This window comes from Nonomuraea thailandensis (assembly GCF_024172165.1).
Taxonomy (GTDB): domain Bacteria; phylum Actinomycetota; class Actinomycetes; order Streptosporangiales; family Streptosporangiaceae; genus Nonomuraea; species Nonomuraea thailandensis.
On the sequence record NZ_JAMZEB010000002.1, the window covers coordinates 1210600 to 1225118 of the forward strand.

General features: G+C 72.5%; 16 protein-coding genes. 5 read left to right on the top strand and 11 right to left on the bottom strand.

The window, feature by feature from the left end:
- Positions 1-10 precede the first annotated feature (10 nt).
- Positions 11-514, bottom strand: a complete 504-nt coding sequence (locus HD597_RS09690; RefSeq protein WP_253741629.1) for a hypothetical protein — start codon at positions 512-514, stop codon at positions 11-13.
- A gap of 79 nt (positions 515-593) precedes the next feature.
- On the bottom strand, positions 594-2075 hold the full coding sequence (locus HD597_RS09695) for a M1 family metallopeptidase (protein WP_253741631.1): 1482 nt from the start codon (positions 2073-2075) through the stop codon (positions 594-596).
- Between the two features lie 196 nt (positions 2076-2271).
- Between HD597_RS09695 and HD597_RS09700 the strand changes: the two genes are divergently transcribed.
- The gene (locus tag HD597_RS09700) at positions 2272-3183 is read left to right on the top strand and encodes an NHL repeat-containing protein (protein ID WP_253741633.1); all 912 of its coding nucleotides are present in this window, start codon (positions 2272-2274) and stop codon (positions 3181-3183) included.
- 52 nt (positions 3184-3235) lie between these two features.
- Here HD597_RS09700 and HD597_RS09705 read toward each other — a convergent pair whose 3' ends face one another.
- The 3 genes from HD597_RS09705 to HD597_RS09715 all read right to left on the bottom strand — a co-directional run bounded on the left by HD597_RS09705 (position 3236) and on the right by HD597_RS09715 (position 5655).
- Positions 3236-3850 (bottom strand): FMN reductase, encoded by a 615-nt coding sequence (locus HD597_RS09705; RefSeq protein ID WP_253741635.1) that lies wholly within the window; start codon positions 3848-3850, stop codon positions 3236-3238.
- 33 nt (positions 3851-3883) lie between these two features.
- Positions 3884-5041, bottom strand: a complete 1158-nt coding sequence (locus tag HD597_RS09710) for an LLM class flavin-dependent oxidoreductase (protein ID WP_253741637.1) — start codon at positions 5039-5041, stop codon at positions 3884-3886.
- Positions 5042-5118: 77 nt separating this feature from the next.
- On the bottom strand, positions 5119-5655 hold the full coding sequence (locus tag HD597_RS09715; RefSeq protein WP_253741638.1) for a CGNR zinc finger domain-containing protein: 537 nt from the start codon (positions 5653-5655) through the stop codon (positions 5119-5121).
- Between the two features lie 91 nt (positions 5656-5746).
- Here HD597_RS09715 and HD597_RS09720 point away from each other — a divergent pair, with 91 nt between their 5' ends.
- A complete protein-coding gene (locus tag HD597_RS09720) occupies positions 5747-7045 on the top strand; it encodes an MFS transporter (protein WP_253741639.1) in 1299 nt (432 codons plus the stop codon).
- A 54-nt stretch (positions 7046-7099) separates the two neighbouring features.
- Here HD597_RS09720 and HD597_RS09725 read toward each other — a convergent pair whose 3' ends face one another.
- Entirely contained in the window at positions 7100-7750 is a 651-nt protein-coding gene (locus HD597_RS09725) for a Rossmann-fold NAD(P)-binding domain-containing protein (RefSeq protein ID WP_253741640.1), read from the bottom strand.
- A 269-nt stretch (positions 7751-8019) separates the two neighbouring features.
- Here HD597_RS09725 and HD597_RS64345 point away from each other — a divergent pair, with 269 nt between their 5' ends.
- Positions 8020-8151 carry a hypothetical protein gene (locus HD597_RS64345; protein ID WP_276082869.1) on the top strand — a complete coding sequence of 44 codons (132 nt, stop codon included), beginning with the start codon at positions 8020-8022 and terminating at the stop codon, positions 8149-8151.
- Here HD597_RS64345 and HD597_RS09730 read toward each other — a convergent pair.
- Entirely contained in the window at positions 8138-8725 is a 588-nt protein-coding gene (locus HD597_RS09730) for a DUF4291 domain-containing protein (RefSeq protein ID WP_253741641.1), read from the bottom strand. The two genes, HD597_RS64345 and HD597_RS09730, sit on opposite strands and share 14 nt — an antisense overlap.
- A gap of 43 nt (positions 8726-8768) precedes the next feature.
- The gene (locus HD597_RS09735; RefSeq protein WP_253741642.1) at positions 8769-9500 is read right to left on the bottom strand and encodes an IclR family transcriptional regulator; all 732 of its coding nucleotides are present in this window, start codon (positions 9498-9500) and stop codon (positions 8769-8771) included.
- 71 nt (positions 9501-9571) lie between these two features.
- On the opposite strand from HD597_RS09735, the gene HD597_RS09740 reads away from it, so the two are divergent.
- Entirely contained in the window at positions 9572-9937 is a 366-nt protein-coding gene (locus HD597_RS09740; protein ID WP_253741643.1) for a metal-sulfur cluster assembly factor, read from the top strand.
- On the top strand, positions 9934-10917 hold the full coding sequence (locus HD597_RS09745) for an amidohydrolase family protein (RefSeq protein ID WP_253741645.1): 984 nt from the start codon (positions 9934-9936) through the stop codon (positions 10915-10917). The genes HD597_RS09740 and HD597_RS09745 overlap by 4 nt, the downstream gene beginning before the upstream one ends.
- On the opposite strand, the gene rodA is transcribed toward HD597_RS09745, so the two are convergent.
- Genes rodA through HD597_RS09760 form a run of 3 tightly spaced genes read right to left on the bottom strand, consistent with a single transcriptional unit; the run spans position 10879 to position 14517 of the window.
- A complete protein-coding gene (gene rodA, locus HD597_RS09750) occupies positions 10879-12015 on the bottom strand; it encodes a rod shape-determining protein RodA (protein ID WP_253741647.1) in 1137 nt (378 codons plus the stop codon). The genes HD597_RS09745 and rodA overlap by 39 nt on opposite strands.
- A complete protein-coding gene (gene mrdA, locus HD597_RS09755; RefSeq protein WP_253741648.1) occupies positions 12012-13865 on the bottom strand; it encodes a penicillin-binding protein 2 in 1854 nt (617 codons plus the stop codon). Before mrdA ends, rodA begins: the two co-directional genes overlap by 4 nt.
- Positions 13858-14517: a hypothetical protein gene (locus tag HD597_RS09760; protein ID WP_253741650.1), complete on the bottom strand. Its 660-nt coding sequence runs from the start codon at positions 14515-14517 to the stop codon at positions 13858-13860. Before HD597_RS09760 ends, mrdA begins: the two co-directional genes overlap by 8 nt.
- Between the last annotated feature and the right edge of the window lie 2 nt (positions 14518-14519).

Below are 14519 nucleotides of genomic sequence, written 5' to 3' on the forward strand. Positions count from 1 at the left end.
CACGCGCGGCTCACTCGCGGTACATCGGCCTTGTGGCGTCCTCGGGGTTGTGGTGCGGCGGCAGGTACGGCGACTGCGGCGACGCCGAGCCCCACGTGGACTCGTACTCCACGGGCTCGGCCAGGTCACGCGCCGAGCCCCGCCAGCGCGACGGGAACAGCGAGGCCACCAGCAGCGTCACGCCGACCACGACCAGCATCCCCGAGTAGGCCGAGGTGGTGAAGCCGTTCCTGAACACGCCGGGCAGCAGGTCCACGGGCAGCAGCCGCACCCTGGTGAACAGCTCGACGAACGGCATGACCCCGACGGCGGTGAAGGCCAGGCCGCCGAGCAGCGAGGCCACGGGTGACAGGCGCGAGCCGGCCAGGAAGGCCAGGACGATCGCCGTCGCGGCGAGCACGCCGACCGCGACCCAGGAGATCCGGAAGGACTGCTGCGCCTGCAGCGTGAGGTCGCCGACGCCGTACCACAGACCGGCGGCGACGAGAGGCGGGAGGAGCAGTCCCGCGACCACTCCCAGAGCGTGACGGGCACCGTTTGACATGACTAACCCCGTTTGTTTGGCTCTGTCCCAACCTACTCTCCGGGGTACGTCAGCGTGGCGTGGTCTTCGAGTCCAGCCACGTGTTGATGAGTTTCGTGAAGTCGCGGCCGGTGTGCTTGTTGATCCACTTCACGAACGCGGCCCTGTCCTGGGTGGTGTTGCGGTGCTCCTGGGGCCAGGCCCTGGTCATCGCCCAGAACTTCCGGTCGCCGAGCCGCTCCCTGATCTCGTGCAGCATGATCGCGGGGCTGTAGTAGACGTTGCTCTGGCCGAACGCGTCGCGCCGGTAGTCGCCCGGCGGGCCGTTCTCCCTGCGCAGCTCGGCGTCGTACGTCCGGATGTTGGCGATGAACTCGTCGATCGTGCCGTCCTCGTGGTCGGCGTACCACTGCATCTCGAAGTACATCGCGAAGCCCTCGTTCAGCCACATGTCACGCCAGGTGCGCGGCGTGACCGTGTCGCCGAACCAGTGGTGCGCCAGCTCGTGCGCCACCACCGACGGCTCCATGTAGCGGGGGCCGAGCGCGATCATCTGCTGGGTCTCCATGCCGGAGTCGCTGGTGGCCACCAGCCCGGCGCTCGGGAACGGGTAGGGCCCGAGCTTCTTCTCCAGCCACCGCATGATCGCCGGCATCCGCCGCGCCACCGGCAGCTGCTCGGCCACGTCCTCCGGGCGGATCCAGTACGTGATCGGGATCCCGCGCGGCCCCTTGTCCTTGAACATCCGGAACTTGTCGGCCGCGAACACCGTCAGGTAACTGGCCACGGGATCGGTCGACTGCCACCGGAACGTGCTGGACCTGCCCTCGGTCGTCTTCCCCTGGTACGTCCCGTGCGCGACCCCCGACCACCCCTTCGGCACGGTGATCGCCACGTCGTAGAGCGCCTCGTCCGACGGATGGTCGTTGACCGGGAACCAGGTGAACGCCCCGAACGGCTCCTGCAGCGCCCACGCCCTGCCCCCGCTCCCGATCCGGAAGCCGAGGACGGAGATGTCCTTGCGCCGCTGCTTGGAGTCCACGGGCTTCGGCCTGCCGTGGTAGCGCACGGTCACGACCGTGCCCTCGTCGGCCTCCAGCGGCTCGGCCAGCGGGATCGTCAGGTCGTCGTACCTGCGGGTCGCCCTGACCCGCGTGCCGTCCACCGTGACCTCGTCCACCTTGAGCGCGCGCCCGAAGTCCAGCGTGACGCGGCTGACGGGCCTGGCGGCGCGGACCGTGAGCTTCGCCGTGCCGGTCAGCGTGCGGGCGCCCGGCTTCCAGTCCAGCGCCAGGTCGTAGTGGAGCACGTCGATCGACGGGTTGCCGTAGGCCGGGTAGACAGGGTCGGCGACCGGCCGCGACCGGCCCTGCTCGTACGCGCTCAGATCGACGGCGGGCCGCTGCTCGGCCCGGGCGGGGCTCGCGGCCGGGCTGGCCGCCGGGCTCGCGGACCCGGCGGGCCCGGCCGACGCGGCCACGGGCGGCGCGGGCGGGGGAGCGCTGCACGCCGACGCGGCCAGCGTGACGGTCACCAGGGACAAGGCGGTCATCAGGGATAAAGGGGGCCTCCGCATTCGCGTCAAGCTAGTGACGGCGGCCGAGTCCCCACAACGCGTTTATCCGTTCCGTGATCAGGAACCCGCGGCTTTCGAAAGATCCCGGCTGGTCCGGACCGTTGCTGAAAAGTCCCTGTGAAGCCGCCCGTGGGGCTATGCCGCGGCCGGTCGCTTGGGCATCGTGGGCCGCATGAGATCCGCGATCCTGAAGACCGCACTCGGCAGTGCCTTGATCGTCGTCATGCTCGGCGGTGTGCCGGTGCAGGCGGCGACGAAGCCGGACACGTTCCCGCTGCCCAACGGGTTCCAGCCGGAGGGCATCGCGATCGGGGGCCACTACGCCTACTTCGGCTCACGCGCGACCGGTGACATCTATCGGGCCGACCTGCGTACCGGGAAGGGAGGCGTGATCAGCAAGGGGCCGGGCACGCAGTCGCTCGGGCTCAAGACCGACGGCCGCGGCCGGCTGTTCGTGGCCGGGGGCAACGCGGGGAACGCGCGGGTGATCGACCTGCGCACCGGGGCCGTCATCAAGTCGTACCAGCTCGCCACCGGCACGTCGTTCGTCAACGACGTGATCCTCTTCCGCGGCGCCGCGTACTACACCGACTCGGCCAACCCGGTGCTCTACAAGCTGGACCTCGGCCGGGGCGGCTCGCTGCCCGGCGAGGCCGTCAAGATCCCGCTCAGCGGCGCGATCCAGTACACGACCGGCAACAACGCCAACGGCATCGCCCCCAGCCCCGACGGCAGGTCGCTGCTGATCGTCCAGTCCAACACCGGCAAGCTGTTCGAGGCGGACCCGTCCTCCGGTGTCACCACCGAGGTGGACCTGGGCGGGGAGACGCTGGTCAACGGCGACGGCCTGCTCCTGGCCGGCCGCACCCTCTACGCCGTCCAGAACCGGCTGAACACGGTCGCCGCGATCGGCCTGGCCCGCGACGGCGCCTCCGGCAAGCTCATCAGGCGGATCACCGACGACAGGTTCGACGTCCCCACGACCGTCGCCGCTCATGGCCGCCGCCTCTACCTGCCCAACGCCCGCTTCACCACCACCCCGACCCCCGACACCACCTACGACGTGGTCGCGATCAAGCCCTGAGGCCCGCTGGAGCGTCCCGGGCCTTCCCCGGGGCGCTCACACGGTCAAGGGGCTACTCCACGGGCCGCAGCGCCGCGAGCTGCTGCTCGAACGGCACGACCGTCTCCTCCTCCGGCTCCCGGGGAGCCCGGTGCGACAGCAGGCCCGCCAGCTCCTGCGCGGCGCGGGCGATGCGCTCGCCGAGCCCGTCGGTGAACGGGTCCCCGCCGTGCGATCCGGCGGCGCCCCAGTCCTCCGCGGCCGCGTACACGGCGGTCGGGACGACCACCGCGCGCAGGTAGGCGAACATCGGCCGCAGCGCGTGCTCCAGGGCCAGCGAGTGCCGGGGCGTGCCGCCGGTGGCGGCGATCAGCACGGGCTTGCCCGCCAGCGCGGTGTTGTCGATCACGTCGAAGAACGACTTGAACAGGCCGCTGTACGAGCCGCTGAAGATCGGCGTGACCGCGACGAGCGCGTCCGCCTGCGTCACGGCCTCGATCACCTCGCGCAGGCGGGTGTTCGGGAAGCCGGTGACGAAGTTGTTCGCGATGTCCACGGCCAGGTCGCGCAGCTCGACCACGCGGACCTCCACCTCCGCCCGCTGCGCCACCGCCTCGGTCAGGCGGTCGGCCAGCAGGCGGGTGGAGGAGGGCTGCGTCAGCCCCGCCGTGACGACGACGAGCTTCATGGTTCTCCTTCGGGGGTGCGTTCGTGCGGGGCTTCAGGCGCCGACCGGAGCCTCGGGCGCTTCAGCGTCCTCGGCGTCCTTGGCGTTTCCGGCGTTTCCGGCGTTCCCGGTGTTCCCGGCGTTCTTCGCGGCGAGCAGGGAGACGTGCGTGGGCGCGCCGGGGACCTCGGCCGGGCGGTCCTTGGCGAACTCCTTGCGCAGCACCGGCACCACCTCCTCGCCCAGGAGGTCGAGCTGCTCCAGCACGGTCTTCAGCGGCAGGCCCGCGTGGTCCATGAGGAAGAGCTGGCGCTGGTAGTCGCCGAAGAACTCCCTGAACTCCAGCGTCCTGTCGATCACCTGCTGCGGGCTGCCGACGGTCAGCGGCGTCTCGGCCATGAACTCCTCCAGCGACGGCCCGTGGCCGTACACGGGGGCGACGTCGAAGTACGGGCGGAACTCGCGTACCGCGTCCTGGGAGTTCTTGCGGATGAACACCTGCCCGCCCAGGCCCACCACCGCCTGCTCGGGGGTGCCGTGGCCGTAGTGCGCGTACCGCTGCCGGTAGAGGCTGATCAGGCGCATGAAGTGCTCCTTCGGCCAGAAAATGTTGTTGGCGAAGAAGCCGTCGCCGTAGTAGGCGGCCTGCTCGGCGATCTCGGGGCTGCGGATCGAGCCGTGCCAGACGAACGGCGGCACCCCGTCGAGCGGGCGCGGCGTGCTGGTGAAGCCCTGCAGCGGCGTACGGAAGCGGCCCTCCCAGTCCACGACGTCCTCGCGCCACAGCTTGTGCAGCAGCGCGTAGTTCTCGATGGCCAGCGGGATGCCCTGGCGGATGTCCTGCCCGAACCACGGGTACACCGGGCCGGTGTTGCCGCGGCCCAGCATGAGGTCAACCCGGCCGTCGGCCAGGTGCTGCAGCATCGCGAAGTCCTCGGCGATCTTCACCGGGTCGTTCGTCGTGATCAACGTCGTGGCGGTCGACAACTGCAGCCGCTCGGTCCTGGCGGCGATGTAGCCGAGCATGGTGGTGGGGGAGGACGGGACGAACGGCGGGTTGTGGTGCTCACCGGTCGCGAAGACGTCCAGCCCGACCTCCTCCGTCTTGAGCGCGATCGCCACCATCGCCTTGATCCGCTCGTGCTCGGTCGGGGTCCTGCCGTTGGTGGGGTCCGTGGTGACGTCGCCCACACTGAAGATACCGAACTGCACTTTAGTCACCAACCCTGACTGTTGAATCTTTGACGGCTACGGTAGCGTCCGCACCTCCTCAGATATTCCATCATGGGTTAGCCGTGCTGCCTGGCACGGAAGGCCGCCGCCTTGGCCCGGTTGCCGCAACCGCGCATGTCGCACCAGCGGCGCGTGCGCCGGTGTGAGGCGTCGAGGTAGAGCCGCGTGCACGGGGCGGCCTCGCACTCCCTGATCAGCTCCGCCTGCGGGCCGCCCAGCAACTCGGCCGCCGCCCGCGCCGTGCTGGCCAGCGCCGCGCGCAGATCGCCGCCGCGTTCCACGCCGCGCTCGCCGAGCAGCACGCCCGCGGGCGCGTGCCGCGCGGCCGCGTTCAGCGTGGCGCGGTCGGCGGCGTCCATGGACGTTCCTGCACGGGCCGCGGACGCCAGCCGGTAGATCGCCTCGCGCAACGCCCTGGCCTCCGCCAGATCCCCCTCGCTCGCCGCCGGCTGGACGTCGAGCAGCCCGGCCGCCACCGTCCAGCGGGCCAGGTCGCCCGGCGTCGCCAGCAGGTCGATGCGCTCGCCGCGCCGGTGGCCGACGGTGCCGGCCAGGTCGAGCCCGAGGTTTCCGCTGATGAAGGTGAAGTCCATGGGCTCGATAGTAACCGCGTTGACAAGTTACTTTTCGGGCTGCCAGGGTGAGTAACCGCCAAAGCCGGTTATTTAAGGGAAGGTGCGTGTGATGACAGCGGCGGAGACAGTCCCGCGGGGCGGGGGCGTGCGGCCCGATCGGCGCGCGTACGGGCCGCGGCACCGGTGGGTGGTGCTGGCCGTGGGCGTCGGCGCGCAGGCCGCCTTCGCGGCGATGTTCTCCGGCATCCCCGTCACCGGGGTGTCCATGCGGGCCGGTTACCACCTGTCCACGGAGGCGCTCGGCCTCGTGCTGGCCTGCCTGGGGCTCGGGGTGGCGGCCTCCGACATCGTGTGGGGGCTGCTGACCGACCGCTTCGGGGACCGGCGCGTCCTGCTCACGGGGTTGAGCGCGACGGGCGCGCTGCTGGCGGTGATGGCCGTCGCCGTGACCCCGCCGGACGGCGCGGGCGTCGCGCTGCTCGCACTCTGCCTGGCGCTCGCCGGCGCGCTGGGCGGCAGCGTGAACGGGGCCTCGGGACGGGCGGTCATGACCTGGTTCGCGGAGGGGGAGCGGGGCTTCGCGATGAGCATCCGGCAGACGGCCATCCCGGTGGGCGGCGCGGTGGGGGTGGCGCTGCTGCCGTGGCTGGCCGGCTCGTACGGCTTCCGCGCCGCCTACGCCGTACCGGCCGCCTTCTGCCTCGCCGCGGCGGCGGCCACCTGGCGCTGGCTCCACGAACCCGCCCCGCCCGACCCCGGCACCGGACCGGCCGCGCCCGCTTCCGGCGCACGTCCACGTGGCGGGGCGGCTCCGCGACCGGAGGTCGCCGACGACCGCTCACCCCTGCGCCGCTGGGACGTGTGGCGGCTGGCCCTGGCAGGCGCCCTGCTCACCGTCCCCCAGTTCGCCGTGCTCTCCTTCACCGCGATCTTCCTGCACGACGTCAAGGGCGAGGGCGCCACCCTGGCCGGCATCACCGTCGTGATCGCCCAGCTGGGCGGCGGCGCGGCCCGCATCTGGACCGGCCGCCGCACCGACCGCACGGGCGCCCGCCGCACCCACATCAGGGCCATCGGCGTCCTGGCCGCCCTCGCCATGGCGGGCGCCGCGGCGCTCACCGACGCCCCCACCCCGCTCACCGTCACCGCCCTGGCGCTCGGCGGCCTCCTGGCCAACGCCTGGCACGGCGTCGCCTACACCGAGATCGCCGCGATGGCGGGCGCGTCCAGGGCCGGCGCCGCCCTGGGCCTCCTGGGCACCACCCTGTTCGCGATGGGCTTCCTGACCCCGCTGCTCATCCCCATGGTCATCGCCCACACCTCCTGGGCGGCGGTCTGGGGCCTGGCCGCCGCAGCCTCCCTCCTCGCCGTCCCCCTCGCACCGGGCGAGGCGAGAGCACGCCGATGACACCACAGCGCGGCGAGGAGGCCAGGGCGCCGAGGAGATCAAGGCTCGGCGAGGTCAGAGCGCGTTGATGTCGGCGGGCCCGAGGATCCGCTTCGCCGCACCCCGCTCCGCCACCGTGATCATCGCCCGCCCGACCTGCTCGGTCGTGGTCACCCCGCCCGCGACCAGCCGCCGCAACACCGGGAAGAGCGGCCGGGTGATGACGTACGCCGCCTGGTAGAGCCGTGTGCGGGAGCGGACGCCGTGCATCGGCTGCACATACCCCGGCCGGAACACGTACGCCTCCAGCGGCAGCGCGAGCAGCGCGTTCTCGGTCTCCCCCTTCACCCTGGCCCACATGGCCCGCCCCCGGGCGTCGGCCCCGGCGCCGGACACGTACACGAACGTCGATCCGGGGCTGAGCCGCGCCAGCGTCCCACCCGCCGACAGCGTGAAGTCGTAGGTGATCCTCCGATAGTCCTGCTCCCGCATCCCGGCCGACGAGACCCCCAGACAGAAGAAGCACGCGTCGTACCCGCCGAGCTCCCCCTCGACGGGAGCCAGGTCGAGCAGATCGTCATGCAGGATCTCCCGCAACTTCCCGTGCGCGACCCCGGCCGGGGCCCGCCCGACCGCCAGCACGGCCGTGACCCGTCCGTCGAGCAGGCACTCCCTGAGCACTCCCCGCCCGATCATGCCGGTCGCCCCGAACAGGATCACCCTCATCCCCTGCTCCTTCCTGGTGTGGAATCCAGGACACGGTCTACCTGGGATTTTAGGATGTTCTTAAGGCCGTGCGCGGGAGGCGCTGTGACAGCGGAGTGGGAGATCCTCTTCACCGAAGAAGGACACGGTCACCGGCTCCAGGATCCCGAACATGAAGGAGCTTCGACCGGGCAGCGACTGGCGGCGCTGGCGTGAGAGCGACCACCTGGAGCGGGCCGTCCAGACCGCCGGGGGCGAGGAGCCGTTCGAGGAGGAGATCCGCCGTTCACGTGCCGAGGGTGTCGCAGATAGAAGGGGGAGACGTCTCGACCAGAGAGGTGCTCGACCGCTACGTTGCCGCCCTCGGCGGGACGCTCAAACTGATCGCCGACCTCGGCGACGAGCAACTCAAGGTGAGCTGACGCTCGCCCCTATCGTCTCCGCCAGCTCGTCAGGCACCGGGTACGGCCGTTCGGCCGGCAGCAGCGCGCGGGTGTCCGCGCCGCCGCGGACCGCCGCATGCACCTCACGTACCCGCTCCGTGACGTCCGTGATCCCCAGCGTCCACTCCTCCACGTAGCGCCGCACCGCCTCCCCGGTCAGCCCCACCTGGATCGACCGGTACGGCAGCGCCTCGTGCCGCACCCCGCGCTCGGGATCCCACTGGATCCGCACCGGGCTGCGCCGCAGCCGACGTGCCCACTCCGGCCGCCGGTCGTCGTGGCTGAGGCAGGAGTGCGCCAGCGCCCACGCGAAGCCCTCGCGGCTGAGCTCGATCGCCAGCACCCGCTCCTGGCCGGGCTTGGTCGCGTAGCCGCACCGGTACATCATCCACAGGAACGACGGCTTGATCCACGTCATCCGCTCCCGTTTGAAGGGCGGCACGAAGCGCTGAGCGGCGACGGCGGGCGCGGCGATGGCCGCGTCGTACGCCTGGTAGACGGTGATCGACCGCTCGGTGTAAAGGGCCCGGATCTGCCGGTAGGGCACGTTCATGGCATACCAGACTGGCCCGGACGGGGCGGCCACGGCAACGCGATTAACCCAGGTCCTGCACCGCCTGCGCGAGCCGGATGCGGGCGATGGCCGGGATGGACAGGCCGCGGGTCGAGATGCCGATGGCCCAGTCCGTGCCGGGCACGACCGCGCCCGCGCACGCCACCTGCTCCCTGAACTGCCCGTGCTCCTCCACCACCTGCCCGGGCCGTAACCCGGACAGCTCCTCCTCGACGTCCTCCACGCTGATCGGGGTCGAGGAGGTGAAGCGGCGCAGGCCGTAGCCGGTCAGGACGCCGCGCCGGGTGCGGGACGGGAGGGCGAGCAGCAGCGCCTTGCCCAGCGCCGTCGCGTGCGGCGCCGTCTCCAGCCCCGCCTGCAGATCCTCCAGGTACGGCGAGCGCGGCCCCTCGGCCACGTCCACCACCATCAGCCGCCCCTCGGACAACTGCGCCAGGTACGCGGTGTGGCCGGTGACGGCGGCCAGGTGACGCAGCACGGCGACGGCTCGGGGCGGCCGGTCGAACGCGTCCAGCATCTCGTGGAACCGCTCGGCCACCTGCGAGCCGAGCATGTAGTCGCCGTCGGGCCGGCGGTGCAGGTACCCCTCGTAGCAGAGGGTGCGGACCAGGTGGTAGGAGGTCGACAGGTTCAGGCCGCAGCGGCGGGCGATGACCTTGACCGACAGCGGCCGGTCGGCGCGCGAGACCTCCTCCAGCACGCGGAGCGCGCGCGAGACGCTGCGGATCAGATCGCTGGGTTGTTCGGCGGTCATCCACCAAGCATCTTCGCCATTTGAAAACGGGACGCCTACCCCGACAGGCACACCCGTCCGACGATGAGGTCATGCCGGAGATACCGCAGTGGGCCAGTGAGGCGCTGTCCGGGGTCTACGACCCGTGCTGCCGGGAGAAGGGCATCTCCGTCGTGGAGATGGGCCTGGTCAGATCGGTCGAGGTGGCCGATGGCCGGGCCCGCGTGGAGCTGCTGCTGACCTCGGGCTGGTGCCCGTTCGCCGCCAGGGTGCTGACCGAGGTGCGCGAGCGCATCGAGGAGCAGCCCGGTGTCAGCGAGGCGGAGGTCGAGGTGGTGTGGGACGAGGTGTGGACGACGGACCGGCTCTCCCCGCGGGCCTCCCGGCTGCTGCGCTTCCTGCCCCCGCCCGCGCAGGTGCCCGACAAGGCGGCCTACATCGGGAGGGAACTACGGTGATCGACGACTTCTTCGTGTTCGACAGCGTGGCCCACGTGTTCAACTTCGAGCCCAAGAACGCGTACGGCCCGGCGGGCCAGATGTTCTCCAACCACCTGTACGCCTTCCACACCACGCTGACCCCGGAGGGCGAGACCAGGCTGCCGCCCGAGGAGTTCCTGCGGCAGTGGACGATCGACGACATCCGCCGCATGGTGTTCGAGGAGTCGGACACCGACATGCTGGTGGCCATGCCGCTGCCGCTCACCGACCTCTACCACGACGGCCTGTCGCCGTGGCAGGAGTGCGCGGAGCTGGCCGCCCGCGACCCGGACCGCACCGTCTTCTGGGGCACGGTCAACCCCCTGGAGGGCCGCAAGGCGCTCGACCTGATGGAGCGGCAGGTGGGGGAGTACAACGCGCGGGCGTTCAAGCTGTACAACGTGCGCTACGACTACGGCTCGCCGTACCCGTGGCGCATGGACGACCCCAGGGTTGCCTTCCCGATCTTCGAGAAGGCGCGGGACCTGGGCGTCAACCTGATCGGCGTGCACAAGGGGGTCCCGCTGGGCCCGCAGCCGATCGAGCACACGCAGACGTGGGACATGGACGGCGCAGCCGCGAACTTCCCCGACATCAACTTCGTCATCTTCCACGTCGGCCTGCCGTTCCTGGACGAGACCTGCTGGCAGCTGATCCGCTACCCCAACCTGTACGCCGATCTGGCGGCGACGATCAACTTCATCGTCAGGGCGCCCAGGATGTTCGCCGAGATCATCGGCAAGCTGCTCTTCTGGTGCGGCGAGGACAAGATCATCTATGGTTCGGAGGCGCCGATCTTCCATCCGCAGTGGGCGCTGAGGGCGTTCAGGGACTTCACGATCCCGCAGGACCTGTGCGACGGGTACGGCTACCCGCAGCTCACCGACCAGGCCAAGCGCAAGATCCTGGGCGAGAACCTGCTACGCCTGCATGGGCTTGCTCCGGTGAACCGCCTGTAGGAGCCCGACGGCCACCAGCCCGGCGACCGTGGCGGAGCCGCCGTAGGAGACGAACGGCAGCGGCACCCCCACGATCGGCATGAGCCCCACGGTCATGCCCACGTTCATGAACATCTGGAACCCGATCCACGACACCAGCCCGCCCGCCAGCACCGTCCCGTAAGGCGAACCGGCCTGGCGGGCGATCGACAGCCCGCGCCACAGCAGCGCGAACACGGCCAGCACGATGAGCGCGGCCCCGGCGAAGCCGAGCTCCTCGCCCGCGACCGTGAAGATGAAGTCGGTGTGCTGCTCGGGCACGAAGTGGCCGGCGGTCTGCTCGCCGTTGAACAGGCCCTTGCCCGACAGGCCGCCGGAGCCGATCGCGATGCGGGCCTGGGCGGCGTTGTAGCCGATGCCGCCCGGATCGGCTCCCGGCCGTACCAGCACGAGTAGCCGTTCGAGCTGGTACGGCCGGACCAGCCCGAGCTGCCAGGCCGCCGCGCCCGCCGCCGCCGCGCCCGCCACGAGCGCCAGCAGCCACCGCTTCGGCGCCCCCGACACCAGCAGCGCCCCCGCCACCATGGCCGAGAACACCAGCATCGTGCCCAGGTCCGGCTGCAACGCGATGAGCCCGATCGGCGCCGCGGCCAGCACCAGCGCCAGCAGCACCCCGCCGAACCCTGGCCGGCGCTGCCCGTCGCGCAGCTCGCCCAGCGGCACCGCGAACGCCAGCGCCAGCGCCACCTTGGCGAACTCCGACGGCTGGAACTGCACCCCGGGCGCCAGCACGATCCACGAGTGCGCCCCGTTCACCCGCACGCCCAGCGGGCTCAGCACCAGGGCCAGCGACACCAGGGCCAGCGCGTACGCGAGCGGCACGTACGCCCGCAGCACCCGCAGGTCCACCCGCGACACCAGCCACATCAGCACCAGGCCCCCGCCGACGGCCACGGCCTGCCGCACCAGCAGCGCGTGGTCGCCCGACATCCGGGTGGCCGACCACACCAGCAGCAGCCCCACGGCGGACAGGGCCAGCGCCAGCGAGGTCAGCAGCCGGTCGGGCGGGCCCAGCGCCGGCGCCCACACGAGGTGTCTCCTGCCGCTGACCGCGATCATCGCCGCTCCCTGAGCCCGAGGATGCCCTCCCAGATGGCGCGGGCCGCCGGGGCCGCGCCCTCGGCGCCCCGGCCGCCCTCCGACAGCACGACGACCACGGTGTAGGCGGGATCGGGCGCGAACGAGGCGAACCAGGAGGTGTCCCGCCGCCCGAACGACTCCGCCGTCCCCGTCTTCCCCGCCACCGCGGCCTGCCCGAACGGGAACCCCTCGAAGGCGCCCGCGGCCGTCCCCGACCTGGGCACCTGGGCGAGGGCCTGCCGGATGAAGCGCAGCGTCCCGGCCGAGGCGGGCAGCCGCCCCGACACGGGAGGCGTGATCGCCCGCACCGTCGTGCCGTCGGGCCGCACCACCTTCGCGCCGACGCGCGGGCTGTGCAGGGTGCCGCCGTTGGCCACGGCCGCGTACGCCCGCGCGAGCTGCAGCGGCGTCACCAGCACGCCGCCCTGCCCGATGGACAGGTTCGCCGCGTCGCCGCCCCGCCACACGCCGCCGCCCCGGCAGTTCTCCCGCGCGATGACCGTCAGGTACGCCGCCCGCGCCCGGTCGGCCAGCTCCGGGTACCCCTTGCCGGCCCGGCGGCAGCTCTCGGCGCGGGTGGCCCGCCAGTGGGCCCGCTTCGAGGCCGCGTCCGGCACCGCCCCGGCCGCCTCGCCCGGCAGGTCCACCCCGGTCGGCCGGCCGAACCCGAAGCCGCGGGCGGTGCGCTGCAGGGCGTCGGAGCCGCGCTGCCAGAGCTGGTCGGCCAGCCGGTAGAAGATCGTGTCGCACGACTGCACCAGCGCCCCGTGCATGGTCATCAGGCCCAGGTCGGCACTGGCGAAGTTGCGGAACACCCGGTTGCCGACGGTGTAGCCGGGCGGGCAGTCGTAGGTGGCGCCCAGGCCGTACCCGGCCGAGACGGCAGCCGCCGCCGAGGCGACCTTCCACGTCGAGCCGGGCGCCCACTCGCCCTGCACGGCCTGCGACAGCAGCGGCAGCGCCTTGTACTCGCGGGCCGTCACGCCGTCCGTCCAGACCGCCGGATCGTAGGCGGGCCGCCCGGCCAGCGCCACCACCCGGCCCGTCCCCGACTCCAGCACCACGGCCGCGCCCGAGGAGCCGCCGCTGCCGTCCAGCGCCTCGCCGAGCGCCTGCTCGGCGATGGTCTGGACGCGGGAGTCGATGCTGGTCACGAGCATGCTCCCGGGCACGGGAGGCTCCTCGCGGAGCGTTCTGGTGACCCGGCCCGTGTTGTCCACGGCCACGTCCCTGCGCCCGGGCCGCCCGGCCAGGTCGCGGTCGTAGGCGGCTTCGAGGCCGTCGCGGCCCCGGGCGCCCTGGACGTAGCCGAGGGTGTGCGCCGCCGCCGCGCCGTGCGGGTACACGCGTACGGGGCGCAGCTCCGTGCGGACGCCGGGGAAGTCCTGCTGCCGCTCGCTGATCTGCAGGGCCACCGGCACGCTCACGTCCCGCGCGACGGGGATCGGCTCGTACGGCGAGCCCTGCCAGCACGGTTGCGGCACCCCCTTCCCGCACAGCCGCACCTTCTCGGCGATCTGCCGGTACGGCTGCCCCAGCGCCTCGCCCAGCCGGGTCAGCACCGCCCGGCCGCCGTCCGGCTGGTGGGCCAGCGCCACGGCGTCCACGGTCACGACGGGGCGGGTGTTGTTGGTGACCAGGGGGCGACCGGCCACGTCGAGGATCTGGCCCCGGATGGGCGGCAGCGCCACGCTCCTGATGCGCACGTCGGCCGCGGCCCGTACGTACGCGTCGCCGTTGACGACCTGAAGGAACCACAGCCGTCCGAGCAGCGTGACCAGCATGGCCGCGGCGACCAGCCGCAGCACGAGCAGCCTGGCCCTAGACACGGCGCGGCCCCATCCGGCGCGACTCCGGCCGCGACGGCGCCGCCGGGCGCGGCTCCGCACGGAACGGCGTCACCTGGGATGGCGCCGTCTCGGACCGTCCCTTCCCCGCCGATCGCCGCCGGGCGAGCAGGCCGGCGGCGGCCCCGAGCGCTGCCGTCCACGCCAGCGTGAGCGCCGCCCCCGACCACCAGGGCGCACCCTCGAAGCCCGAGGGCGGCCCGCCCAGCGCCGACCGCAACGGCGCGTCCCCGAGCGCCACCGTCGCGACGGCCTGCAGCACCGATGCCAGAGCCGCGCCCGAGGCCGCCGCCACCACGGGCCTGACGCCCGCGGGACCGGCCTCACGCGGCCATCCCGCCGGCCCCGCCTCGCGTGACCGGCCCGGGTGCGCGGCCCAGCGCCCCACCAGCAGCCCGGTCAGCGACAGGACCAGCGCGGTGCGCCCCACGGTGCCGTCGGCGGGCGGCGTCACGTCGGCGGCCAGCCCGGCCGCCAGCCCCGCCACGCACCCCCGGACCGGCCCCCTGGTCACCGCGAGCCACACCACGGCCAGCGCCACCAGGTCGGGCCCGCCCCACGGCGACCGGTTGACCACCAGCACCTGCACCAGCGGCGCCAGGAGCACCATCAGCACGACCGCCACCGCGCTCACCG